Here is a 24,949-nt window from a genome sequence, read left to right as displayed (position 1 = left end):
CCGCGCGGGCAGAAAGCGGTCGCCCACGAATTGCAAACATACCAAAACCTGGCGATAGCGCCGGGTTTCCTGGCATGAAGGGAATTCACAATGGACATAATGAGAAGTGTGGTGGGGATGGTGGTATTACTGGCAATTGCTTTCCTGTTGTCAGTCAATAAAAAGCGCATCAGTCTGCGAACCGTGGGTGCGGCGCTGGTGCTACAGATCGCGATTGGTGGGGTCATGCTCTATTTTCCACCGGGGAAATGGCTGGTAGAGCAGGCCGCGTTCGGCGTTCACAAGGTGATGTCCTATAGCGATGCGGGAAGCGCCTTTATTTTTGGTTCGCTGGTAGGGCCTAAGATGGATGTGCTATTTGACGGGGCTGGTTTTATCTTTGCCTTCCGCGTGCTGCCTGCCATTATCTTCGTCACCGCGCTTATCAGTTTGCTGTATTACATTGGCGTGATGGGGCTGCTTATCCGTGTTCTCGGCGGTATTTTCCAGAAAGCGCTGAACATCAGCAAGATTGAATCCTTCGTGGCGGTCACCACGATATTCCTCGGGCAAAACGAGATCCCGGCTATCGTGAAACCTTTTATCGATCGCCTCAACCGCAATGAGCTGTTTACCGCGATTTGCAGCGGGATGGCCTCGATTGCCGGGTCGATGATGATAGGTTACGCCGGAATGGGCGTGCCGATTGATTATCTGCTGGCGGCCTCGCTGATGGCGATTCCGGGCGGGATTTTGTTTGCCCGAATACTAAGCCCGGCCACGGAAGCGTCGAATGTCTCTTTTGAGAATCTGTCATTCACTGAATCACCGCCCAAAAGCATTATCGAAGCCGCGGCAAGCGGGGCGATGACGGGGTTAAAAATCGCCGCCGGAGTCGCAACCGTGGTGATGGCGTTTGTGGCGATCATTGCACTGATTAACGGCATTATTGGCGGTGTGGGCGGTTGGTTTGGTTACGGCCATGCCACTCTGGAGGGGATTTTCGGTTACGTGCTGGCTCCGCTGGCCTGGATTATGGGCGTGGACTGGAGCGATGCATCACTTGCCGGTAGCCTGATTGGTCAAAAACTGGCGATTAACGAGTTCGTGGCTTATCTCAACCTCTCGCCATACCTGCAAACGGCGGGCGCGCTGGATGTCAAAACGATTGCGATTATTTCATTTGCGCTGTGTGGCTTCGCAAACTTTGGCTCTATTGGTGTGGTGGTTGGGGCATTTTCCGCCATTGCGCCGCAACGTGCGCCGGAAATCGCCCAGCTCGGAATGCGCGCCCTGGCGGCAGCAACGCTCTCTAACCTGATGAGCGCCACTATTGCCGGGTTCTTTATTGGTTTGTAATGAAACTGCCCGGGCATTACGCCTGGGCGGTTTGCAGCAGATAAAGTGCGTTATCCGCGGAAAGCGTTGGGTTGTTAATACTGACACTGGCGCGCGATAACGCGGCACAAGCCATCGCGAAGTGCGCGCTGTCGCGAAAATCGCTCCCTTCCAGATAGCTGTAGATAAGCCCGGCCATAAAGCCATCATCGGCGCCAAAGCTGTCCACCACCGTGTGAGCAGGGGGCGTGAGCAGGAACTGCTCGCCATTCTTCTTGCTGCAAAAGACCGACTCATCTTTCAGGCACACATAAATGTGCTCAACACCCTGTTGATGCAGTGCATTTATCGCTTTTATGCGGTCGGCATCGGAGCGGATGGGCTGGCCCCACAGGATCTCCAGCTCTTTTTGCGTCGGTTTCAGGGTGTGGATCCGCGAATACCAGGTCTTGATTTTTTCTGCTTTAAATTCAGAAACGGTATCAATAAAGACCGGGATATCGTCGGCGATGGTAAATACCCACTCGATAGCTTCAGTCGTCAGGTTGCAGTCAGCCAGCACGACACCGGCATGGCGGATAAGATCCCTGGAGCCGTTCAGCAGCTGCGGGGTCAGTTTTTCCAGAATATGGGTATCGTTAATCGCCAGAACCGTCTCTTCCTGCTGGTTGGCAATGGAGAGATAGGTAGAGGTGTTATGCCCGTGCAGACGGATGCAGCTGGAGATATTTACTCCGGCCTGGCGGGTCTGCTCCAGCAGGGTTTCGCCGTAAAAATCGCTGCCTACGGCGGAGATCAAATGCACATCGCGCCCCAGCAGGGCCAGGTTATGCGCGATGTTGCGACCCACGCCGCCCGCCGAACATTGAATGTTCCCGGGGTTTGACGCCGCCTGCGGATAGTGGATATCCGCTACGCCACGAATATCCATGTTAATCGCACCGACCACCACACAGTACTCTTGCTCGGTCAGGATATAACCCTTCCCTTTGATCATCCCTTTGCGCATCAAATCCATGATATGCGCCGCTACGCGCGAGCGGCTGATCTGCAAAATATCGGCGATCTCATTTTGCTGGATAAGAGGATTACGACGCAGGATCTTGAGTATCTGCTTCTCTCTGTCGTTCATTATTACGCAACCGCCTTATCAGTCTGCTGTGCTTTCAGCCAGGCTATCTCTTCTGCCCAGATATCCGGGTTAATGGTTTCCAGCACCATCGGGATACCATCAAACCGGGCGTCCTGCATGATAAAGCGGAAAGCGTCATGACCGATATTGCCTTCGCCCAGACTGTGATGGCGGTCAACACGGCTGCCAAAGGCGCTTTTGGCATCGTTTAAGTGCATCCCGCGCAGGTATTTAAAGCCGACAATGCGCTCGAATTCGTCGAAGGTCTTTTTGGTCTCTTCGAGAGTGCGTAGATCGTAACCGGCAGCGAAGGCGTGGCAGGTATCAATGCACACACCGACGCGAGTCTTGTCTTCCACGCCGTCGATAATGGCCGCCAGATGCTCGAACTTAAACCCGAGGTTACTGCCCTGACCGGCGGTATTTTCGATAACCGCCGTCACGCCTTTGGTTTTATCCAGCGTAATGTTGATGGATTCCGCAATCCGCGCCAGGCAAGCATCTTCATCTATTTGCGTCAGGTGGCTGCCCGGGTGGAAGTTCAGCAGCGTCAGGCCAAGCTGTTCGCAGCGCTGCACTTCATCGAGGAAGGCTTCACGGGATTTCTCCAGTGCCTCTTCAACCGGATGACCGAGGTTAATCAGATAGCTGTCGTGGGGAAGGATCTTGCCCGGCCCGAAGTGATATTTCTCACAGGCGGCTTTGAAATCATCAATGACGTCACGGGTGAGCGGGGCGGCGCGCCACTGGCGCTGGTTCTTGGTGAACAGAGCGAAAGCGGTCGCGTCGATTTCAGCAGCACGAATGGCGGCATTCGCAAGGCCACCGGCAGCGCTTACGTGCGCTCCAACATATTTCATACAAGAACTCCTGTTAACCCGAAATGCTTATGATAGCGGGTTAACAGGAGAAGGACGAGGTGGTTTATGCCATCAAACTGTGAACGACCAGGTTAATTGCACCGCCGCCCACAATCAGCCAGATAAAGAGCACCAGCGCCATCAGCAGCGGCTTAGCACCGGCTTTTTTCAGTGCGCTAACGTGGGTGGTGACACCCAGCGCCGCCATTGCCATCGCCAGTAAAACCGTATCCAGCGTAACCAGCATATCAACCACGGCTTTAGGCAGCAGATGGAAGGAGTTAAACACCGCCACCACAATGAACAGAATGGCGAACCACGGGATCGTGATTTTGCTTTTCTGGTTGTTGCCCGCCGGAGCCAGCTGTTTAACACGCGCCGCCAGGATAATCAGGAACGGTGCCAGCATCATTACGCGCAGCATCTTGGCAATCACCGCCGCGTTCTCTGCATCCGGGTTAATGGCATGACCCGCGGCCACGACCTGGGCAACCTCATGCATGGTTGAACCAATGTAGATGCCATAGGTTTCAGGCGTAAACCAGTGGGCGACCAGTGGATACATGGCCGGATAGAGGAATATCGCCAGCGTACCGAAGATAACAACGGTCGCCACGGCCACGGTCACTTTGCTGGATTCAGCCTTAACCACTGGCTCGGTTGCCAGCACAGCGGCGGCACCACAAATACTGCTGCCCGCACCGATAAGCCAGCTGGTCTGTTTATCCAGCCCGAAAACTTTCTGCCCGATAAAGCAGGCCAGTAAAAAGGTGCTGGTCAGCGTGAGCACATCGATGGCGATACCGCTGACGCCGACATCCGCAATCTGCGAAAAGGTCAGGCGGAAGCCATACAGGATGATCCCGAGGCGCAGCAGATGTTGTTTGGCGAAGATAACGCCGCCATCGCAGGATTTCCAGATATGCGGGTAGACGGTATTCCCGACGACCATACCAAGCAAAATGGCCAGCGTTAATGCGCTGAAACCTGCGCCAGCAACCGCCGGAATACTGCCGCCCCATAATGCCACGCCAGTGATAACGGCACTGAGCGCAAGACCGGGCACGAAGTGCCACACTGTACGATGATTCTGTAGGGTGAGTTCTGTCATAACCTTCTCCTTTCTCTGGCTAAAAGGTTACGGCGGTCTGGCTTAAAAATAAAATTGATTATATATTTATAATTAATCTTTATAAGTGGTAAGCAACCATGCACATTACATTGCGTCAGCTGGAAGTTTTTGCCGAAGTGCTGAAAAGCGGGTCAACAACCCAGGCTTCGCAGATGCTGGCTTTGTCTCAGTCTGCGGTCAGTGCAGCGTTGACCGATCTTGAAGGGCAGCTTGGCGTTCAGCTCTTCGACAGGGTAGGGAAGCGCCTGGTGGTGAATGAACACGGCCGCCTGCTTTATCCACGCGCGCTGGCGTTACTGGAACAGGCAACAGAAATCGAGCAACTGTTCCGCGAAGACAACGGCGCGATCCGCGTTTACGCCAGCAGTACCATTGGTAACTACATTCTCCCGGAAGTGATTGCCCGCTATCGCCGTGATTTCCCCACTTTGCCGTTGGAGATGAGCGTGGGAAATAGTCAGGATGTGATTAATGCGGTGATCGATTTCCGCGTGGACATTGGTCTTATCGAAGGACCCTGTCATAACGTGGATGTGATTGCTGAACCCTGGCTGGAAGATGAGCTGGTGGTATTTGCGTCTCCTGCTTCTTCTTTATTAGAAGGAGAGGTAACCCTGGATCGCCTGGCCCAGGCGCAGTGGATCTTACGTGAACACGGCTCCGGGACGCGCGAAATTGTTGATTACCTGCTGTTATCCCATCTGCCGCAGTTTCAGCTGGGAATGGAGCTTGGGAATTCCGAGGCGATCAAACACGCGGTGCGCCACGGATTAGGGATAAGCTGCCTCTCCCGTCGCGTGATTGCGGAACAGCTCGAATCCGGCACTCTGGTCGAAATTCCGGTGCCGCTGCCTAAACTGGTGCGAACCCTGTGGTGCATTCACCATCGCCAGAAGCATCTTTCCAGCTCGCTCCAGCGTTTTCTGCGTTACTGCGAAATCTGAATTTCTCTCCCCGGTGGCGCATCGCGGGCCGGGGATGGGCCTCTTTTTATCCTGCCTTTTTTTGCGTTACTTATAATCCAGACCGAGTCATGAAGGTCTCTTATAACTGGGCATTTCTGCCAGAAGGAACGCTTATCGTCTGTTACAATCGCGCCTCATTTATTAAATGGACAGCATTTTCACATGGTTTCAGAAATTAAAACCACAGAAGCGCCCGCGCTACGTCGCGAACTTAAGGCGCGTCACCTGACGATGATCGCCATCGGCGGTTCTATCGGTACAGGTCTTTTCGTTGCCTCTGGCGCAACGATTTCCGCGGCAGGCCCGGGTGGGGCACTCTTTTCTTATATCCTGATTGGCCTGATGGTGTACTTCCTGATGACCAGTCTGGGCGAACTGGCGGCATATATGCCAGTGTCAGGTTCGTTTTCAACCTACGGTCAAAAATACGTTGAAGAAGGCTTTGGCTTCGCGCTGGGCTGGAACTACTGGTACAACTGGGCGGTGACCATCGCCGTGGACCTGGTGGCTGCACAGCTGGTCATGAACTGGTGGTTCCCGGATACGCCGGGCTGGATCTGGAGTGCACTCTTCCTGTGCGTCATCTTCCTGCTGAACTACATCTCTGTTCGCGGTTTTGGTGAAGCAGAATACTGGTTCTCTCTGATTAAAGTGGCGACCGTCATTATCTTTATCGTTGTCGGTGTGGCAATGATCGTCGGTATTTTCAAAGGTGCTGAACCTGCGGGCTGGAGCAACTGGTCGATTGGCGATGCGCCGTTCGCGGGCGGGCTTTCAGCCATGATTGGCGTGGCGATGATTGTCGGCTTCTCCTTCCAGGGGACAGAACTTATTGGTATCGCCGCAGGTGAATCTGAAGATCCAGAGAAGAACATTCCGCGCGCGGTGCGTCAGGTGTTCTGGCGTATCCTGCTGTTCTATGTATTCGCTATTCTGATTATCAGCCTGATCATTCCTTACACCGATCCGAGCCTGCTGCGTAACGATGTGAAAGACATCAGCGTGAGTCCGTTTACGCTGGTCTTCCAGCACGCGGGTCTGCTCTCTGCGGCTGCGGTGATGAACGCCGTTATCCTGACCGCGGTGCTGTCTGCGGGTAACTCAGGTATGTACGCCTCAACCCGTATGCTCTACACCCTGGCATGCGATGGTAAAGCGCCGCGCATCTTCGCGAAATTGTCCCGTGGCGGCGTACCGCGTAACGCGCTGTATGCGACCACTGTGATTGCGGGTCTGTGCTTCCTGACCTCGATGTTTGGTAACCAGACGGTCTACCTGTGGCTGCTTAACACCTCCGGTATGACGGGCTTCATCGCCTGGCTGGGGATTGCTATCAGCCACTACCGCTTCCGTCGCGGGTATGTGATGCAGGGTCATGACATTAACAACCTGCCGTACCGTTCAGGTTTCTTCCCGCTGGGGCCGATTTTCGCTTTCATTCTGTGCCTGATTATTACCCTTGGTCAGAACTATGAAGCCTTCCTTGCGGACACCATTGACTGGGGCGCAGTAACGGCCACGTACATTGGTATCCCGCTGTTCCTGATCATCTGGTTTGGTTACAAACTGACGAAAGGAACCCAATTCGTTCGCTACAGCGAGATGGATTTCCCGGAACGATTTAAAAAATAATCGCACTTCCTCTCTTTTAACCCGCTCAACCGAGCGGGTTTTTTATCTCCACATTATGAAGAACAGATATATTTCTTAACAATTAAATTGATAATAGTTATCGTTTGCTTTATCGTTACGGAAAAATAAGCAGGAACCCGACCAGCCGGAGATGCGGGCGGGTAGCAAGGCATTGCGAGCAATAATTATTTGATTTAGTTGTATTTACCTCATGGAGATATGGAATGTTTAGGTTAAATCCCTTCGTCAGGGGAGGACTTTGTGCGTCCGCAATGTCCCTGGCACTGCCTGTCATCGCAGCCGAATCCGGCGACACAATGGTGGTGACGGCCGCCGCTACCGAGCAAAACCTGAAAGATGCCCCGGCCAGTATCAGCGTCATTACTCAGGAAGATTTGCAGCGTAAACCCGTCCAGAACCTGAAAGATGTGTTACAGGACGTGCCAGGCGTGCAGCTCACCAACGAAGGGGATAACCGTAAAGGGGTCAGCATCCGTGGCCTGGACAGCAGCTACACGCTGATCCTGGTCGATGGAAAACGCGTGAACTCCCGTAATGCGGTTTTCCGTCACAACGATTTTGACCTGAACTGGGTACCGGTGGATGCCATCGAGCGCATCGAAGTGGTGCGCGGGCCGATGTCTTCGCTGTATGGCTCCGACGCCCTCGGTGGGGTGGTAAACATCATCACCAAAAAAATCGGCCAGAAATGGACGGGAACCCTGAGTGCGGATTCCACTATTCAGGAACACCGCGATCGTGGTGACACCTACAACGGCCAGTTCTATACCAGTGGTCCACTGGTGGACGGTGTTCTGGGGCTGAAAGCCTACGGTAGCCTGTCTAAGCGTGAAAAAGACGACCAGCAAGAATCTTCCACGTCTGCCTCCGGGGAAACGCCGCGTATTGAGGGCTTCACCAGCCGCGATGCCAACGTTGAGTTCGCCTGGACGCCAAATGAAAATCATGACTTCACCGCGGGCTATGGTTTCGATCGCCAGGATCGTGACTCCGACTCGCTGGACCAAAACCGCCTGGAGCGCCAAAACTACTCCCTGAGCCACAATGGCCGCTGGGGGATGGGCAATAGCGAGCTCAAATTCTACGGCGAAAAAGTGGATAACAAGAACCCGGGGAACACTGGCACTATCACGTCCGAAAGCAATTCTGTTGACGGTAAATACGTGTTGCCGCTGTCTGAGATCAACCAGTTTCTGACCTTCGGCGGGGAGTGGCGTCACGACAAGCTGAAGGATCCGGTTAACCTGACGGGTGGCTCCAGCAGCGCGACGTCTGCGAGCCAGTATGCGCTCTTCCTGGAAGACGAATGGCGCATCTTTGAACCGCTGGCGCTGACCACCGGCATCCGTATGGATGACCATGAAACCTACGGCGATCACTGGAGCCCGCGTGCCTATCTGGTCTACAACGCGACCGATACCGTTACGGTGAAAGGGGGCTGGGCAACCGCATTTAAAGCGCCATCGCTCCTGCAACTTAGCCCGGACTGGGTGACGGGTTCATGCCGTGGTGCCTGTGAAATTGTGGGTAACCCGGACCTGAAACCGGAAACCAGCGAAAGCTTCGAGCTGGGGCTGTACTACAGCGGAGAAGAGGGCTGGTTAGAAGGCGTGCAGGCCAGCATTACCACGTTCCAGAACGACGTGGATGATCGGATCAGTATCAGCCGTACGGCTAACGTCAATCAGGCTCAGAGCTACCCGAACTATGTCGGGCTGAACGCCGACGGCGAACCTATTTTCCGTTATTACAACGTCAATAAGGCCCGCATCCGTGGGGTAGAAACAGAGCTGAAGTTCCCGGTGGCAGAAGACTGGAAAGTGACGCTGAACTACACCTATAACGATGGCCGCGATATCAGTAACGGCGGTAATAAACCGTTGTCCGAACTGCCGTTCCACACCGCCAATGGTACCGTTGACTGGAAGGCAACGCAGGACTGGTCGTTCTATGTGCAGGGGAACTACACCGGTGAGAAGCGTGCGCTGACGTCGGGCGAAGCGACACCGGGTGGCTATGTTATCTGGAACACCGGCGCGGCATGGCAGGCAACGAAAAGCGTGAAGCTGCGTGCCGGCGTGCAGAACCTGCTGGATAAAGATCTGAGCCGTGACGATTACAGCTACACGGAAGATGGTCGCCGTTACTTTGTGGGCGTGGATTATAAGTTCTGATGTCGCCAGGGTAAAAGCAAAACGGCAACGGAAGTTGCCGTTTTTAGTGTTTGTTCCCTCTCCCTGTGGGAGAGGGCCAGGGTGAGGGTATCAGAGCGCACGTAGCCGCACTTATCCGAACAAATGCTCCGCATGGAAGCGGAGATGATCCTCAATAAAGGACGCAATAAAGTAATAGCTGTGATCGTACCCAGGCTGAATACGCAGCGTCAGCGGCCAGTCTTTCTGGCGTGCCGCTTCAGCAAACACCGCAGGCTGTAGCTGTCCGGCCAGGAACTGATCGGCATCACCCTGATCGATAAGCGTCGGGATCGCATCTTCAGCATTGCTGGCCAGCAGCAGTGCACAGCTATCCCATGCCTGCCATTTTTCGGCATCATTCCCGAGATAGTGCGTAAAGGCTTTCTGCCCCCACGGCACGTGCGTTGGGTTCACAATGGGTGCAAATGCTGAAACGCTGGTGAACTTACCTGGATTTTTCAGCGCCATGATCAGCGCGCCGTGTCCGCCCATCGAATGACCGCTGATAGCGCAACGGTCGCTGACCGCAAACTCGGCCTGAATCAATGCCGGCAGCTCGTCACGGACATAATCATACATGCGGTAATGACTGGCCCACGGCTGCTCGGTGGCGTTCAGATAGAAGCCTGCGCCTTTGCCTAAGTCGTATCCGGCGTCATCGGCAACATCCTCACCGCGCGGGCTGGTGTCCGGCATCACCAGGGCAATGCCCAGTTCAGCGGCAATGCCCTGCGCACCCGCTTTGGTGGTGAAGTTTTCGTCGTTACAGGTTAAACCCGACAGCCAGAAAAGAACGGGTGGTTTCGCACCTTCTTCTGTAGGTGGCAGGAAAATGCTGAACGTCATGGCGCAGTTCAGTACGGTGGAGTCGTGCCGCCAGCGCTGCTGTCGACCTTCAAAACAACGGTGCTCTTCGAGCAGTTCCATGCAAGGCTCCTTATACGAAGTGATATTCATTAAACCCATAATACAGAGTTTTCATTTACCTGTGAGTAACTTTCACTTCCGCTTAGCGGCAAGATACTGCATCATAAATTAACTTATTTTTAACAATTGGAGTGGTCATGGCGCTGCGTATTGCGCTCAGCGGATTTGTCGTTCTGGTCGTTGCGATGGGGATTGGGCGCTTCGCCTTCACCCCACAGGTGCCGCTGATGATTGCGGACGGACAACTTACGCTGACAAGCGCCGGGCTGGTGGCGGCGATGAATTACCTCGGCTATCTGGCTGGGGCCTGGGATGCCATGCGAGCGCATCGTTTCGTGGAAGCGCGACTCTGGGCCGGGATAACCGGTGCGGTTGCGCTGACGTTGCTGTCGGCGGTTGCGGATAACGCCATAGTTCACGGCGTGCTGCGGTTTGCCATCGGCTGTATGAGCGGCTGGTCAATGGTGCTCATTGCTGCGTGGACCAACGAACGGCTGGGATATCTGGGCAAACCGGGGCTGAGTGCGGCGGTGTTTGCCGGGCCGGGCGCGGGTATCGCCCTCAGCGGCTTGCTGGCGGTCTATATTCAAAGCAGGGCGATCCCGGCGGGTGCCGCATGGCAGATTTATGGCGTACTGGCGTTGATCCTGGTGACGCTGGTGGCGCGCTATCTTCCCCGCGGCGGCCAGCTTCACCGCCCTGAGACGGCGCCTGAACCGCTGGTACTGACCACCAATCTGCGGCGTCTGGTCTGGAGCTATAGTCTGGCGGGCTTTGGGTATATCCTCCCGGCGACATTTTTATCGCAAATGGCGGTCGCGCGTTTCCCGGGCAGCCTGTTTGCACAGTTTGTCTGGCCGCTTTTTGGCGCGGCATCCGTGGTGGGGATTGGGCTCAGCATTATGCTGCGTCACTTCTCATCGTCTAACCGCAGGCTGGCCGTTGTGTTGTGGTTGCAGGGAGTCGGTGTACTGGCGGCCTGGCTGGTGCCGGGTATCGCGGGGTTATTGCTGGGCGGATTGCTGGTGGGCGGCGGGTTCCTGTGTGCCGTTCAGCTTTCTCTGTTGTATGGCCGGGAACTGGCACCTCAGCATACGCGTTATATGGCCGGGCTGCTCACCACAGGCTATGCGGTCGGGCAACTTGTGGGTCCCGTGACCTCGGCCTTATCGACCTGGATTTTGCATCAGCTGGAGCCTGCGTTAGGGCTTGCGGGTATTGCGCTGTTTATCGGCGGCGCGTTAGTCTGGAACCGTCAGGCTGAAAGGCAACAGCAATTGCAATAATTATCGTCTTGAATACTGGATTATGTGCGCCGCCTCACGCACAATGAGCGCACACTTTTGCCACAACGAGGGCAGAAGACAGCCACACCTGCGGGAGAAAATAAATGTCATCACTCAGTAAAGAAGCTGCCCTGGTTCATGAAGCCCTGCTCGCGCGCGGCCTTGAAACGCCTCTGCGTCCACCCGTTCAGGAGATGGACAATGAAACACGTAAACGTCTGATTTCCGGCCATATGACCGAGATTATGCAACTGCTGAATCTCGATCTGAGCGATGACAGCCTGATGGAAACCCCTCACCGCATCGCGAAAATGTATGTCGATGAGATCTTCTCAGGTCTGGACTACGCTAACTTCCCGAAAATCACCGTTATCGAAAACAAGATGAAGGTTGATGAGATGGTCACGGTTCGCGATATTACGCTGACCAGCACCTGCGAACATCACTTCGTCACCATCGACGGTAAAGCCACCGTGGCCTACATTCCGAAAGATACGGTCATTGGTCTGTCTAAGATTAACCGTATCGTGCGCTTCTTTGCCCAGCGCCCGCAGGTACAGGAGCGTCTGACGCAACAGATCCTGACTGCGCTGCAAACGCTGCTGGGGACCAATAACGTGGCGGTGTCTATCGATGCGGTTCACTACTGTGTGAAAGCGCGTGGCGTTCGCGATGCAACCAGCGCGACCACGACCACGTCTCTGGGTGGCCTGTTTAAATCCAGCCAGAACACTCGCCAGGAGTTCCTGCGCGCGGTGCGTCACCACAACTAATCAGGCAGGGCAGGGTACATGGAGCGAAATGTCACGCTCGATTTTGTTCGCGGCGTCGCCATTCTCGGTATCCTGCTGCTTAATATCAGCGCCTTTGGTTTGCCAAAGGCCGCTTATCTCAACCCGGCGTGGTACGGTGACATCACCCGTAGTGATGCCTGGACATGGGCGTTCCTCGATCTTTTCGCCCAGGTTAAATTCCTCACCCTCTTCGCACTGCTGTTTGGTGCCGGTCTTCAGTTGCTGTTAAAGCGCGGTACGCGCTGGATACAGTCACGTCTGACTCTGTTAGTGATCCTGGGTTTTATCCACGGCCTGCTTTTCTGGGACGGCGATATTCTGCTGGCTTATGGGTTAGTCGGCTTAATCTGCTGGCGACTGATCCGCGATGCGCACAGTGTGAAAAGCCTCTTTAACACCGGCGTGATGCTATATCTCATGGGCATTGGCGTGCTGATCCTGCTGGGGATGATTTCGGGCGACGCCACCAATCGGTCGTGGATCCCGGATGCGGCTAACCTCCAGTATGAACAGTTCTGGAAGCTGAAAGGTGGCGCAGAAGCCATTAGCAACCGGGCAGATATGCTCGGCGACAATCTTCTGGCGCTGGGGGCACAGTACGGCTGGCAGCTGGCGGGAATGATGCTGATGGGTGCCTCGCTGATGCGTACGGGCTGGCTGAAAGGTGAATTCAGCTTTCGACATTATCGTCGTGTCGGGGCCTGGCTGGTGGCCATTGGCGTGCTGATTAACGTTCCGGCTATCGTGATGCAGTGGCATCTCGACTGGAATTACCGCTGGTGTGCCTTCCTGCTCCAGGTGCCACGCGAGCTTGGCGCACCGTTCCAGACCATTGGCTATGCGGCGCTGATTTACGGCTTCTGGCCGCAGCTGTGTCGCTTCTGGTTAGTGAGTGCTGTTGCCTGTGTTGGGCGAATGGCGCTGAGCAATTACATTCTGCAAACGCTGATTTGCACCACGCTTTTCTATCGTTTTGGTCTGTTTATGAAATTCGACCGACTCGAACTGCTGGCGTTTGTTATTCCGGTCTGGGTCGTGAATGTGGCGTTTTCGGTTATCTGGCTGCGTTATTTCCGCCAGGGACCACTGGAATGGCTATGGCGGCAATTAACCGCACATGCTTCGGGTGTATCATTGAGTAATACATCCAGATAACGATCTGGATCACAATCATTAACAAAACGGATGTAAACGTTTTCATCCGTGTGAGCTTCTTCACGTAGTCCCCTTTCTCTCGCTGCCAAAATAGCCACCTTGCTTAACACAGGGGGTGTCTGTGAGTTGCTGCAATCCTATTAAGGATGGTGAATATGATCACCATTCGTGACGTCGCCCGCCTGGCGGGCGTTTCTGTTGCTACTGTCTCGCGCGTGCTGAACAACAGCGCGCTGGTCAGCCCTGAAACCCGTGAAGCCGTGATGAAAGCCGTCACGCAGCTGGGATACAGGCCGAATGCCAACGCCCAGGCGTTAGCCACCCAGGTCAGTGACACCATTGGCGTGGTGGTGATGGATGTCTCAGACTCATTCTTTGGCGCGCTGGTCAAAGCGGTCGACGTTGTCGCGCAGCAGCACCAGAAATATGTGCTGATCGGCAACAGCTACCACGAGGCTGAAAAAGAGCGTCATGCGATTGAAGTTCTGATCCGCCAGAGATGTAACGCCTTGATTGTTCACTCAAAAGCTTTGAGTGACGAGGAGCTGGCCGGGTTTATGGAACAGATCCCTGGCATGGTGCTGATCAACCGAATTGTGCCGGGTTACGCCCACCGTTGTGTCGGGCTGGATAACATCAGCGGTGCCATGATGGCCACGCGGATGCTGATTAACAATGGCCATCAGCGTATCGGCTTTCTGGCGTCCAGCCATCATATTGAAGACGATGCGATGCGCCGTGAAGGGTGGCAGCGGGCGCTGAAAGAGCACGGCATTACACCTCTGGAAAGCTGGGTGGGTACGGGCTCGCCGGATATGCAGGGTGGGGAAGCCGCGATGGTCGAACTGCTGGGGCGCAATCTTCAGCTTTCTGCGGTCTTTACTTACAACGATAACATGGCGGCGGGTGCGCTTACGGCGCTGAAAGACAACGGTATTGCGGTGCCACAGCATTTGTCGCTGATTGGCTTTGACGACATCCCGATTGCCCGTTACACCGATCCGCAACTGACCACGGTGCGTTACCCGATTGCGTCAATGGCAAAACTGGCGACTGAGCTGGCGTTACAAGGCGCGGCAGGGCAGCTGGATCCGGGAGCAACACACTGTTTCATGCCGACTTTAGTGCGTCGCCATTCGGTAGCTATTCGGCAAACTGTGGTTCCGATCACTAACTGATTACGCAGGTCGATGTAACCGTTTTCAATCTGTGAGTAAATTCACAGTATCTTAACAAGGCGCTTACTATGATGTCAGCGTTTTAGGAGCTGAAACGCTATGTAACGGTGATTAATCACTTTCACTATAGCCAAAGTGCCGCAAACAACCAATAAAACGCATTTCTGGAGCGTTACCGAACACGGAAGATAGAAATTTTATAAGTGAACTTCGGCTGTCAGTAACGTTTTCTTAACACCTGCCCGCCGACCGTTATTCACAAGAACTACCCTGCATAAAAAAACCGGAGATACCATGAATAAGAAGGTGTTGACTCTGTCTGCTGTTATGGCAAGTATGCTTTTTGGTGCAACAGCGCACGCTGCGGATACCCGTATTGGTGTGACAATCTATAAATACGACGACAACTTTATGTCTGTTGTGCGTAAAGCTATCGAGAAAGATGCTAAAGCAGCGCCAGACGTTCAGCTGCTGATGAATGACTCCCAGAACGACCAGTCCAAGCAGAACGATCAGATCGACGTACTGCTGGCGAAAGGCGTGAAAGCACTGGCCATCAACCTGGTTGACCCAGCTGCGGCAGGCACAGTTATCGAGAAAGCGCGTGGCCAGAATGTGCCAATCGTTTTCTTCAACAAAGAACCTTCTCGCAAAGCGCTGGACAGCTATGACAAAGCGTTTTACGTGGGTACTGACTCTAAAGAGTCCGGTATTATCCAGGGCGATCTGATTGCTAAACACTGGGCGGCAAACCCTAACTGGGACCTGAACAAAGACGGTCAGATCCAGTTCGTTCTGCTGAAAGGCGAACCAGGCCACCCGGATGCTGAAGCACGTACCACTTACGTTATCAAAGAACTGAACGACAAAGGCCTGAAAACTCAGCAGCTGGCGTTAGATACCGCAATGTGGGATACCGCTCAGGCGAAAGATAAGATGGACGCGTGGCTGTCTGGCCCAAATGCTAACAAAATCGAAGTGGTTATCGCCAACAACGATGCGATGGCAATGGGTGCAGTAGAAGCGCTGAAAGCACACAACAAATCTTCCATTCCTGTGTTCGGTGTGGATGCCCTGCCAGAAGCACTGGCGCTGGTTAAATCTGGCGCAATGGCCGGAACCGTTCTGAACGATGCCAACAACCAGGCGAAAGCCACCTTCGATCTGGCGAAAAACCTGGCCGACGGTAAAGGTGCAGCTGATGGCACCAACTGGAAGATTGAAAACAAAATCGTTCGCGTTCCATACGTGGGCGTAGACCAGTCCAACCTGGCTGAGTTTATCGGTAAATAAGTAATTAGTACTGTCTCCACTGGGCGCAATTCGTTGCGCCCTTTTATAACGCGATATGCGAGGCCAACAAGGTATAATTATGGTCAGCACAAATACTCAGTCGTCCGGTGAATACTTGTTGGAAATGACCGGTGTCAACAAGTCTTTTCCCGGTGTTAAGGCACTCGATAATGTTAATTTAAAAGTTCGTCCTCACTCTATTCATGCCTTGATGGGTGAAAACGGTGCAGGGAAATCAACATTATTAAAATGTCTTTTTGGGATCTATCAAAAAGATTCTGGCAGCATTCTTTTTCAGGGGAAAGAGATCGATTTCCATTCGGCTAAAGAAGCACTGGAAAACGGTATCTCGATGGTTCACCAGGAATTGAACCTGGTACTGCAACGCTCGGTAATGGATAATATGTGGTTGGGTCGTTATCCAACCAAAGGTGTGTTTGTCGATCAGGATAAAATGTATCGCGACACCAAAGCCATTTTCGATGAGCTGGATATTGATATCGATCCGCGCGCCCGCGTCGGTACATTATCGGTATCCCAGATGCAGATGATCGAAATTGCAAAAGCGTTCTCCTATGATGCAAAAATCGTCATCATGGATGAACCAACATCGTCATTAACGGAAAAAGAGGTTAACCACCTTTTTACCATTATTCGTAAACTCAAAGATCGCGGCTGCGGTATTGTCTATATCTCGCACAAAATGGAAGAGATCTTCCAGCTGTGCGATGAAATCACCATCCTGCGTGACGGTCAGTGGATTGCCACTCAGCCGCTCGAAGGGCTGGACATGGACAAGATCATCGCCATGATGGTTGGCCGTTCGCTGAACCAGCGCTTCCCGGACCGTGAGAACAAGCCGGGTGAAGTGATCCTCGAGGTGCGTAACCTGACCTCGCTGCGTCAGCCGTCCATTCGCGATGTCTCCTTCGACCTGCATAAAGGCGAAATTCTGGGGATCGCAGGACTGGTCGGTGCTAAACGTACCGATATCGTCGAAACCCTGTTTGGTATCCGCGAAAAAGCTGACGGCACCATTACGCTGCACGGTAAAAAAATTAACAACCATAACGCCAACGAAGCCATTAACCACGGTTTTGCGCTGGTGACGGAAGAGCGTCGTTCTACCGGTATTTACGCTTATCTGGATATTAACTTTAACTCGTTAATTTCGAATATTCGTAATTATAAGAACAAAGTCGGTCTGCTGGATAATTCCCGCATGAAGAGTGATACCCAATGGGTTATTGACTCCATGCGTGTTAAAACGCCAGGCCACCGTACACAAATCGGCTCTCTGTCAGGTGGTAACCAGCAGAAAGTGATTATCGGTCGTTGGTTATTAACCCAGCCAGAAATTCTGATGCTGGATGAACCAACCCGCGGCATCGATGTGGGTGCAAAGTTTGAGATTTATCAGCTGATTGCTGAACTGGCTAAAAAGAATAAAGGGATCATTATTATTTCTTCCGAAATGCCGGAATTGTTAGGGATCACAGATCGTATTCTGGTTATGAGCAATGGTCTCGTTGCCGGTATTGTTGACACCAAAACGACAACGCAAAACGAAATTCTCCGTCTTGCGTCTTTGCACCTTTAAGATCAGGGGCTCCTCATGAGTGCGTTAAATAAAAAAAGTTTTCTCACTTATCTGAAAGACGGCGGTATTTACGTTGTTCTTTTAGTGTTACTGGCCATTATCATTTTCCAGGACCCTACGTTCTTAAGCCTGCTGAACTTGAGTAACATTCTGACCCAGTCTTCCGTGCGTATTATTATCGCACTCGGCGTGGCAGGTCTGATTGTGACCCAGGGTACTGACCTTTCCGCAGGGCGTCAGGTTGGCCTTGCCGCGGTTATCGCCGCAACCATGTTGCAGTCGATGGAAAACGCCAACAAAGTGTTCCCGGAAATGGCAACCATGCCGATTTTCGTGGTGATCCTGATTGTGTGTGCCATCGGTGCCATCATTGGCCTGATTAACGGCATCATCATTGCTTACCTGAACGTGACACCATTCATCACCACCTTAGGTACGATGATCATCGTTTACGGTATCAACTCCCTGTACTACGACTTCGTCGGTGCGTCCCCAATTTCAGGCTTCGACAGCGGCTTCTCGACCTTTACGCAAGGGTTTATCGCGCTGGGTAGCTTCCGCCTGTCATATATCACCTTCTATGCGCTGATTGCGGTGGCATTCGTCTGGGTCCTGTGGAACAAAACCCGTTTCGGTAAGAACATCTTCGCAATCGGCGGTAACCCGGAAGCGGCGAAAGTCTCTGGCGTAAACGTGGCTCTGAACCTGCTGATGATTTATGCCCTGTCTGGCGTGTTCTACGCCTTCGGCGGGATGCTGGAAGCGGGCCGTATCGGCTCTGCAACCAACAACCTCGGCTTCATGTACGAACTGGATGCGATTGCAGCGTGCGTGGTCGGCGGCGTTTCCTTCAGCGGCGGCGTGGGTACGGTGCTCGGCGTGGTAACCGGTGTAATCATCTTCACCGTTATCAACTACGGTCTGACATATATCGGCGTAAACCCGTACTGGCAGTACATCATCAAAGGCGCAATCATTATCTTCGCGGTTGCGCTGGATTCACTGAAATACGCCCGTAAGAAATAAACACGCTCTGCATTATCTGGCCCGCTCTCTGAGCGGGCTTTTTTATTTCACGCAAGCGTCAATTCTTGTTCGGTAACGATACGTTCAAACCCCTCCAGCTCAGAAAGTTTGCAGGCAATCCACTGCTGTGAAAAGGCCTCGCCCAGGCTATCAATCAAATATTGGTTGCCGGAAAATGCCTCGATAGCGTGCTGCTGGAAAAGCGGGAGTACAGGTTCATCATGTTGCGGTTCAGGTAAATCTTGCTCATCGATGTTTTCCAGCCCATATAACATACCGGTCAGGATGGTAGCCACCACCAGATAGGGGTTGGCATCTGCACCCGCCAGCCGATATTCAATACGCCTATTGCTTTCGTCCGAGCAAGGGATGCGTAGCGCGGCAGAGCGGGTGTTATAGCCCCAGGAGTTGAATAACGGCTCGGTCAGGTTTTTACGCAAACGGCGGAACCCGTTAACACCTGGAGCAAGAATGGCGATGGATGCGGGCATCAGCGCCAGCTGGCCTGCGAGACATAAACGCATCATGCCATTGAGTTCCTCGGCGGGTGAGGCAAACACGTTTTCGCCGTGAATATTATTCAGACTGAAATGGAAATGCAGACCGCTGCCGGACAGAAGGCTAAAGGGTTTAGCCATAAAGCTGGCCTGAAGACCGTTTTTTTCGGCGACAAAACGGGTCAAACGGCGTAATGCCAGCACGTTATCGCACGTCTCAACCACCCGATGACTGTGCCTGAGGTTCAGTTCGAACTGACCAGATTCAGCCTCAGCGACGATCCCGGTGAGTGAGATATGCTGGCTTTGTGCCAGCTGTTCAAGTTCATCAAAAAGCGCCGCGTGTGCCGTTGAGGTGTCCATGTGAAAACAGCCCTGATTTTGCGGATCCAGAGCGCCGTTCCCTGTCAGATAAAACTCAACTTCCGGCGCAATCACCGGGAAAAGCCCGTGCTGGTGGAAGCGTTCGAGGACGTTCTGCAATATCACGCGGGGTTCAAACGGACAGCTTTCCCCGTTACTGTCTTTCATCGTCAACAGGATCTGCGCGCTGTGCTGTGGATCGTGCAAAGAAGGGAGCAGGGAACCGGCAACCGGAACGCATAACCGGTCTGGCTCATCATCAAGCGGTGCGGCAATCTTCCCTTTCTGATCCATCGAATAGACCGAGAGAGGAAAATAACAGCCGTTCTCGAGACTCAGCATGTTATCCACTGAAAGTCGCTTACCGCGCATAATGCCATTGATATCGTTCAGGTAAACGTCAATGTGTTTTGTCTGTGGATAACGCTCCAGATAATCCGCCACTTCAACCGAAAACGTGCGCTTCATGGCCGCCATTTTCTCATCGAAATAGAGTCCCGAATTGTGTGTGCCTGGTAGTGATAAACCCGGAAAGCTGAAGTAATGGCGGATATTTTTCAGGAAAAAAGCATTCATGATCGAGTTCATAATCATTCTTCAATGAAGCCGTAATGGCAGTGAACTCAGCTTAAAAGGGCGGGTGTAAAGGAGGGATAAAAAGAGAGGCTAGTGCCGTAAAGAAAAAATAAATGCGGGCTATTTTTTCTCTTTTTTCTGCTGAACATCCAGCAGTTGCTCTGGCGTGACTGCCGGGTAACCCTGCGCATCTTCCGGCACTTCGTGCATCGCCGGGATCGGCACCAGCGGGCCTAAGAAGCGCGGTTCGCGTTTGAATATGTACAGGTCAGCCAGTGCGCCAAAACGGGCACCGAATTCACGCACGCGCACGCTAAGCATGTCTTTTGGTGATGGCACGGCATAACACTGAGCCTGAATCCCCATATGCAGCGCGATAAACAGCGCGCGTTCGCAGTGGAAACGCTGGGTAATAATGATGAAGTCGTTAGTGTCGAAAACCTTGCGGGTCCGCACGATTGAGTCGAGGGTACGGAAACCGGCGTAGTCGAGCACGATATCTGCCGGATCAACGCCAGCAGCAATCAAATCCTTACGCATCGTCACCGGCTCGTTATAGCTTTGCAGAGCGTTATCGCCGCTGAGCAGCAGGTAATTCACTTTGCCGCTGTTGTAGGCGTTCAGCGCGCCCTGAATACGGTAACGGTAATACTGATTGATAACGCCAGTGCGATAATACTTAGCGGTGCCAAGCACCACGCCGACCTGGCGGTAAGGTAAATCTTGCAGGTCATCAAAGATGTAAGGAGCGGTTTTCCAGCTCATCCAGCGGTCGAGGCCAAGCGCAGTCAACAGCAGTATGCCGACCAGGACAGACAGGCTGTAAAAAACGCGCTTTAACATACAGATGGCTCGTTCCGTAGATGAGATTTCACTCAGGCTACTTTACCCGTCCGGTAAGAGCAAGAAACAGCGGTTCAACTGAGGGGTTTTTCATCAGATGGGCGGGCATTTCTGCCCGCACTCAGTATTACGCCAGCAATACGCGGTCAATGGTGGTACAGCCGAGCGCTTTCAGCGTGGCGGCGGTTGCATCCCACTGGATCAGCGGCGCATCGGCAATTTCAGCCAGAATCGCACGCTGGATGTCAGGATAATCGTACCCATTCAGACTCAGCAGGTTCAGTGCGCCTTGCAGAGGTGGCAGCGTTGGGTTGAATGCCGCATTTTCAGCGTAGCTGCCGCTAAAGATGCGACCATCACGACACTGAAGCGCCACGCCGCTTGGTGATTTGCTGTACGGGGTATGGCTTTTATTAGCGGCCGCGATTGCTGCTTCGCTCAGCGCATCACCGGAAAGCGCAAAACCATGATCCTGCTCGTCCATCAGCAGGGTTTTGATGTCGAGATCTTTCGGGCCGAAGGCGTCTGGCAGGTAATCCCCCAGCGTGTGCGGTGCACGGCCTGGCAGGTTGATACGCAGTTGCAGTCCGCTGTTCAGTTCATTCATAAACTGGCGACAGTGGCCACACGGGGTGTAGTTAACGGTAATGGCGCTCAGCGCCGTTTCGCCGCGAAGCCAGGCGTGGCTGATGGCGCTCTGCTCAGCGTGAACCGTTTGCTGCATGGTCGCGCCGAGGAATTCCATATTCCCGCCGAAATACCAGGTTCCGCTTACGCCGCGTGCAATGGCACCAACGTTGAAGTGGGAGAGATCGGCGCGGGCGCAGGCGGCAGCCAGCGGCAACAGTGCGAAAGCCAGCGCGTCTTCGTCCAGCCCCGTCGCCTGTTTAAGCGTCGTGACTTGCTCTGCCGTTAGCAGGGCGGGGAAATGCTCATCCGCCAGAACCGGGGCCAGGGCTGACTGCAAATTCTCTGCAAGCTGGGCGAAAGCGGCTTGAAAACGTGGATGCATGGCGATGCCTCATAAAGGTTAATGGATCGGTAGTGTACGGAGCCGTCAGGGCTTTATATGTGATCCACTTCTCATTATGTATGCAACTTATGAAAACAAAATTAAATTTGCGCGACGCATCGCAAATTTTAGCCCATAACCGCCAGAATTATCGGGAAGACGAACGGCGCAATCAGGGAGGTGATAATCCCGCAGATCACCAGCGCCAGCGAGCTGAATGCACCTTCCTGATAATCCATCTCAGCGCAGCGCGCGGTACCCAGAGCGTGCGATGCTGTCCCCATCGCCAGGCCACGGGCCGCTTTGGTGCGAATACGCATGGCATTTAACAGGCTGTGGCCAAACACGGCGCCAAGGATACCGACGAAAATGACGCACATGGCGCTGATGGCCGGAATGCCGCCGATGCTGCCACCCACGGCCATCGCAATAGGCGTAGTGACGGATTTAGGCAGGATTGAAGCAGCAATTTGCGGAGATGCCCCCATCAACAGCGCGACGGATGTCCCGGTGATCATCGCTACCAGGCTGCCGATAAAACAGATGGTGATGATGGATTTCCAGCGCGCGCGGATCTGGTGCAACTGTTCATATAAAGGAAAGGCGAGCGCCACAACGGCGGGTTGCAGCAGGTCGTTTAAAATTTTGCTGCCGGCGAAATAGCGTTCGTACGGAATACCCGTCAGCAGAAGAAAAGGAATAATCACCACCATTGCCACCAGCAGCGGGTTAAGCAATGGCATCTTAAAACGTACGGCAAGCTTACGCGCGGCGAAAAACACAATCAGCGTTAACGGCAGCGACCACCAGATATTGGCCATCATTTTTTTGTTTTCTCCCCAACCACTTTGCGTTCGCCGTGAACCAGATGCGAACTCCAGCTGACGACCAGGAAAACCACCAGCGTGCTTATCGTACAAGACACCACAATGGGGCCGAACTGGGCTTTGAGCAAATCAAAGTACTGCATCACCCCGACACCGATAGGCACGAACAGCAGGGCCATATAGCGGATGAGTACGAAGCAGCCCGGGTTGACCCATTTTGCCGGCAGGATTTGCAGCGCCAGCAGCACAAACAGGATCAGCATTCCGATAATGCTGCCGGGAATGGTGATAGGGAGCAGCGACGCGAGGAAAATCCCGGCGTAGAGACAGGCGTAAATCAGGATGAATGCGCGCAAGTACTGCCAGATGATATTCAATGATTTGCTCATGGTGAAAGTCCTTGATGAAACGCATTCATCATACAATTAAACCCAGAAATGTGCCACGGATCACATCATGAATTTTGAGCATACCAGACATTCCCGAATGGAACGTCGGGCATTTCCACAAATGGACAGCGCGCCGGTTAAATGAGAATATATGTTTCATATATGAATCGTTACGGTATGTATAAATGGGAATCGTAAAAATATCTGACCTGCTGCATGACGACATCCGTGATGCCAGCAAGGCCATGTCGCGTTCGGTGAACGCACAGGCTGAATACTGGCTCCGTCTGGGGATGCTGTGTGAACTCTATCCTGAACTTAACTATCAACAAATTAAGATGATGATGCTGAAATCAGGATCCGACCGTCTGCTGGAGGTGATCAATGCCGTCAATAATCATTAAAACCGCTGACGAGCTGGCAACACAGCGCCATGCCGGTGAACTTCTCGCCTCCGTGTTTACCATGTTAGACGGATTTATCCAGCCCGGCGTCACGACAATGGCCATCAACAACCGGGTGGAAGATTTTATTGTTAATGAGCTGCACTCCCGCCCGGCCAGTAAAGGGCAGTATGACTTTCCGTACGTGCTGAACACCTCGGTGAACGAGGTCGTTTGCCACGGGATCCCGAAAGAGTCGGAGCACCTGAAAACCGGGTCAATCGTTAACGTGGATATCACCCTTGAGAAAGGCGGCCTGATTGCCGATTCCAGCAAAATGTACCTGATTGGTGATGTGTCACCGCTGGCGCGTCGGCTGGTGAAAAAAACCTATGAAGCCATGTGGAAAGGGATCAAGGAGGTGAAACCTGGCGCAACGCTTGGGGACATTGGCCACGCCATTCAGTCGCATGTTGAAGGCAACGGCTACAGTGTGGTGCGTGAATATTGCGGACACGGCGTGGGCAAAGAGATGCACGAAGATCCGCAGGTGCTGCACTACGGCAAACCGGGTGAAGGCGCGGTGCTGAAAGAGGGGATGGTGTTTACCATTGAACCGATGGTGAATCAGGGTGACAGCCGGATCAAAACCAAAAAAGATGGCTGGACGGTGGTCACCCGCGATAAAAAACTGTCTGCCCAGTGGGAGCATACCATTGCCGTTACCGCCGATGGTTTTGAAGTGCTGACGCTGCGCCCTGACGAGACGATCCCGGATTAACCCCCGTAGCGGGTGGTGAGTTTATCCAGAAACGAAAACAACGCCTGATTCATTTCCTGGTAGTCGTGCGAGCGTAATTGTTCAGGCGTTTCGACAAAGCGCAATTCCCCTGCCTGGCGTAAGTCGCTTTGCGAATGCGCGATAAGCAATTCAACTACCTCTGGCGTCAGTTCCAGGTGACACTGGAAACCGTAAACCCGCTCGCTGTACTGCACTATCTGGCGCGGACAACCTTCGCTGAACGCCAGGGTTTTCGCCTGTGGCGTTAACCCTGGCATATCGTTATGCCAGTGGCCCACCGCCAGTTTGCTGCCAAACCCGGCGAACAGCGGGTTTGCTTTACCCGCCTCAGTGAGGGTAATGGGAAATTTGCCGATCTCTTTTTCCGGGCTGTGGCTGAATGTGGCCCCCAGTGCCTCGCCAATAAGCTGGGATCCGAGACAGACACCAATGACCATTTTACCTGCCTGAATGGCGTGGTTAATAACGGCCATTTCTGCCTGGGCGTCAAACCAGGGGCACTCCTGAAGCGTGGTGGCTGGCGACTGCGGTCCGCCCATCACGATAAGCATATCGATGCCGTCCAGTTTTTCTGGTAGTGGTTCCCCTTTATAGACTCGGGAGCAGGTCAGGGTGTGGCCGTGATGTTTACCCCAGATCTCATAGGCGCCGGGCGCTTCGAAATGTTCGTGAATGATAAAATGGATGTGCATTGCGTATCCTTCAGGTTAAGTGTACAAGCAGCATCTTAACGGGAAGGGAGGA

The 24,949-nt window shown here is 53.4% G+C and carries 23 protein-coding genes; 13 read left to right on the top strand and 10 right to left on the bottom strand.

Going from position 1 to position 24,949, the window contains the following annotated elements:
- The first annotated feature begins 90 nt into the window (after nt 1-90).
- On the top strand, nt 91-1,338 hold the full coding sequence (locus F3J30_RS04940) for a NupC/NupG family nucleoside CNT transporter (protein WP_166716312.1): 1,248 nt from the start codon (nt 91-93) through the stop codon (nt 1,336-1,338).
- A 16-nt stretch (nt 1,339-1,354) separates the two neighbouring features.
- On the opposite strand, the gene F3J30_RS04935 is transcribed toward F3J30_RS04940, so the two are convergent.
- The 3 genes from F3J30_RS04935 to F3J30_RS04925 all read right to left on the bottom strand — a co-directional run bounded on the left by F3J30_RS04935 (nt 1,355) and on the right by F3J30_RS04925 (nt 4,420).
- Nucleotides 1,355-2,449, bottom strand: a complete 1,095-nt coding sequence (locus F3J30_RS04935; protein ID WP_166716310.1) for a sugar kinase — start codon at nt 2,447-2,449, stop codon at nt 1,355-1,357.
- 2 nt (nt 2,450-2,451) lie between these two features.
- Nucleotides 2,452-3,309, bottom strand: a complete 858-nt coding sequence (nfo, locus tag F3J30_RS04930) for a deoxyribonuclease IV (protein ID WP_166716307.1) — start codon at nt 3,307-3,309, stop codon at nt 2,452-2,454.
- Between the two features lie 64 nt (nt 3,310-3,373).
- Entirely contained in the window at nt 3,374-4,420 is a 1,047-nt protein-coding gene (locus F3J30_RS04925; protein ID WP_014071037.1) for a YeiH family protein, read from the bottom strand.
- A gap of 98 nt (nt 4,421-4,518) precedes the next feature.
- Between F3J30_RS04925 and yieE the strand changes: the two genes are divergently transcribed.
- From yieE to cirA, 3 genes are all read left to right on the top strand, one after another.
- Nucleotides 4,519-5,385 (top strand): DNA-binding transcriptional regulator YeiE, encoded by an 867-nt coding sequence (gene yieE, locus F3J30_RS04920; RefSeq protein WP_166716305.1) that lies wholly within the window; start codon nt 4,519-4,521, stop codon nt 5,383-5,385.
- Between the two features lie 183 nt (nt 5,386-5,568).
- Complete coding sequence (locus F3J30_RS04915) at nt 5,569-7,038, top strand: amino acid permease (RefSeq protein WP_166716303.1); 1,470 nt, start codon at nt 5,569-5,571, stop codon at nt 7,036-7,038.
- Between the two features lie 224 nt (nt 7,039-7,262).
- Nucleotides 7,263-9,233, top strand: a complete 1,971-nt coding sequence (gene cirA, locus F3J30_RS04910; RefSeq protein WP_014071034.1) for a catecholate siderophore receptor CirA — start codon at nt 7,263-7,265, stop codon at nt 9,231-9,233.
- 111 nt (nt 9,234-9,344) lie between these two features.
- On the opposite strand, the gene fghA is transcribed toward cirA, so the two are convergent.
- Nucleotides 9,345-10,181 (bottom strand): S-formylglutathione hydrolase, encoded by an 837-nt coding sequence (gene fghA / locus F3J30_RS04905; RefSeq protein ID WP_166716301.1) that lies wholly within the window; start codon nt 10,179-10,181, stop codon nt 9,345-9,347.
- A 137-nt stretch (nt 10,182-10,318) separates the two neighbouring features.
- Between fghA and F3J30_RS04900 the strand changes: the two genes are divergently transcribed.
- The 7 genes from F3J30_RS04900 (at nt 10,319) to mglC (ending at nt 18,513) form a co-directional block, all read left to right on the top strand.
- Complete coding sequence (locus F3J30_RS04900; RefSeq protein WP_166716299.1) at nt 10,319-11,467, top strand: YbfB/YjiJ family MFS transporter; 1,149 nt, start codon at nt 10,319-10,321, stop codon at nt 11,465-11,467.
- A gap of 104 nt (nt 11,468-11,571) precedes the next feature.
- Nucleotides 11,572-12,240, top strand: a complete 669-nt coding sequence (folE, locus tag F3J30_RS04895) for a GTP cyclohydrolase I FolE (protein ID WP_014071031.1) — start codon at nt 11,572-11,574, stop codon at nt 12,238-12,240.
- Nucleotides 12,241-12,258: 18 nt separating this feature from the next.
- On the top strand, nt 12,259-13,416 hold the full coding sequence (gene yeiB / locus F3J30_RS04890) for a DUF418 domain-containing protein YeiB (protein WP_166716296.1): 1,158 nt from the start codon (nt 12,259-12,261) through the stop codon (nt 13,414-13,416).
- 155 nt (nt 13,417-13,571) lie between these two features.
- The gene (gene galS / locus F3J30_RS04885) at nt 13,572-14,594 is read left to right on the top strand and encodes an HTH-type transcriptional regulator GalS (RefSeq protein WP_014071029.1); all 1,023 of its coding nucleotides are present in this window, start codon (nt 13,572-13,574) and stop codon (nt 14,592-14,594) included.
- A 294-nt stretch (nt 14,595-14,888) separates the two neighbouring features.
- A complete protein-coding gene (mglB, locus tag F3J30_RS04880; RefSeq protein ID WP_014071028.1) occupies nt 14,889-15,887 on the top strand; it encodes a galactose/glucose ABC transporter substrate-binding protein MglB in 999 nt (332 codons plus the stop codon).
- Between the two features lie 79 nt (nt 15,888-15,966).
- Nucleotides 15,967-17,487, top strand: coding sequence for a galactose/methyl galactoside ABC transporter ATP-binding protein MglA (gene mglA / locus F3J30_RS04875; RefSeq protein ID WP_014071027.1), 1,521 nt, complete (start codon nt 15,967-15,969; stop codon nt 17,485-17,487).
- Nucleotides 17,488-17,502: 15 nt separating this feature from the next.
- Nucleotides 17,503-18,513, top strand: a complete 1,011-nt coding sequence (mglC, locus tag F3J30_RS04870) for a galactose/methyl galactoside ABC transporter permease MglC (RefSeq protein WP_014071026.1) — start codon at nt 17,503-17,505, stop codon at nt 18,511-18,513.
- Between the two features lie 47 nt (nt 18,514-18,560).
- Here the strand turns inward: mglC and F3J30_RS04865 are convergent, their stop codons facing one another.
- The 5 genes from F3J30_RS04865 to F3J30_RS04845 all read right to left on the bottom strand — a co-directional run bounded on the left by F3J30_RS04865 (nt 18,561) and on the right by F3J30_RS04845 (nt 23,020).
- On the bottom strand, nt 18,561-19,949 hold the full coding sequence (locus tag F3J30_RS04865) for a glutamine synthetase family protein (protein WP_166716294.1): 1,389 nt from the start codon (nt 19,947-19,949) through the stop codon (nt 18,561-18,563).
- Nucleotides 19,950-20,069: 120 nt separating this feature from the next.
- Entirely contained in the window at nt 20,070-20,792 is a 723-nt protein-coding gene (gene sanA, locus F3J30_RS04860; protein ID WP_014071024.1) for an outer membrane permeability protein SanA, read from the bottom strand.
- 127 nt (nt 20,793-20,919) lie between these two features.
- Nucleotides 20,920-21,804, bottom strand: a complete 885-nt coding sequence (cdd, locus tag F3J30_RS04855; RefSeq protein ID WP_014071023.1) for a cytidine deaminase — start codon at nt 21,802-21,804, stop codon at nt 20,920-20,922.
- Between the two features lie 128 nt (nt 21,805-21,932).
- Complete coding sequence (locus F3J30_RS04850; RefSeq protein ID WP_166716292.1) at nt 21,933-22,628, bottom strand: CidB/LrgB family autolysis modulator; 696 nt, start codon at nt 22,626-22,628, stop codon at nt 21,933-21,935.
- Nucleotides 22,625-23,020, bottom strand: a complete 396-nt coding sequence (locus tag F3J30_RS04845; RefSeq protein ID WP_014071021.1) for a CidA/LrgA family protein — start codon at nt 23,018-23,020, stop codon at nt 22,625-22,627. The genes F3J30_RS04850 and F3J30_RS04845 overlap by 4 nt, the downstream gene beginning before the upstream one ends.
- Nucleotides 23,021-23,205: 185 nt before the next feature.
- Between F3J30_RS04845 and F3J30_RS04840 the strand changes: the two genes are divergently transcribed.
- Both F3J30_RS04840 and map read left to right on the top strand, forming a co-directional pair.
- Nucleotides 23,206-23,424, top strand: coding sequence for a ParD-like family protein (locus tag F3J30_RS04840; protein ID WP_014071020.1), 219 nt, complete (start codon nt 23,206-23,208; stop codon nt 23,422-23,424).
- The gene (gene map, locus F3J30_RS04835; RefSeq protein ID WP_166716289.1) at nt 23,405-24,184 is read left to right on the top strand and encodes a type I methionyl aminopeptidase; all 780 of its coding nucleotides are present in this window, start codon (nt 23,405-23,407) and stop codon (nt 24,182-24,184) included. The genes F3J30_RS04840 and map overlap by 20 nt, the downstream gene beginning before the upstream one ends.
- On the opposite strand, the gene F3J30_RS04830 is transcribed toward map, so the two are convergent.
- Nucleotides 24,181-24,897, bottom strand: coding sequence for a type 1 glutamine amidotransferase (locus tag F3J30_RS04830; RefSeq protein ID WP_166716287.1), 717 nt, complete (start codon nt 24,895-24,897; stop codon nt 24,181-24,183). The genes map and F3J30_RS04830 overlap by 4 nt on opposite strands.
- Nucleotides 24,898-24,949 lie beyond the last annotated feature (52 nt).

It is taken from the genome of Enterobacter sp. Tr-810 (assembly GCF_011752765.1).
Lineage (GTDB): Bacteria > Pseudomonadota > Gammaproteobacteria > Enterobacterales > Enterobacteriaceae > Enterobacter > Enterobacter soli.
Note: the sequence above shows the minus strand (reverse complement) of the source record. Positions and strands in the feature narration are given on the sequence as shown.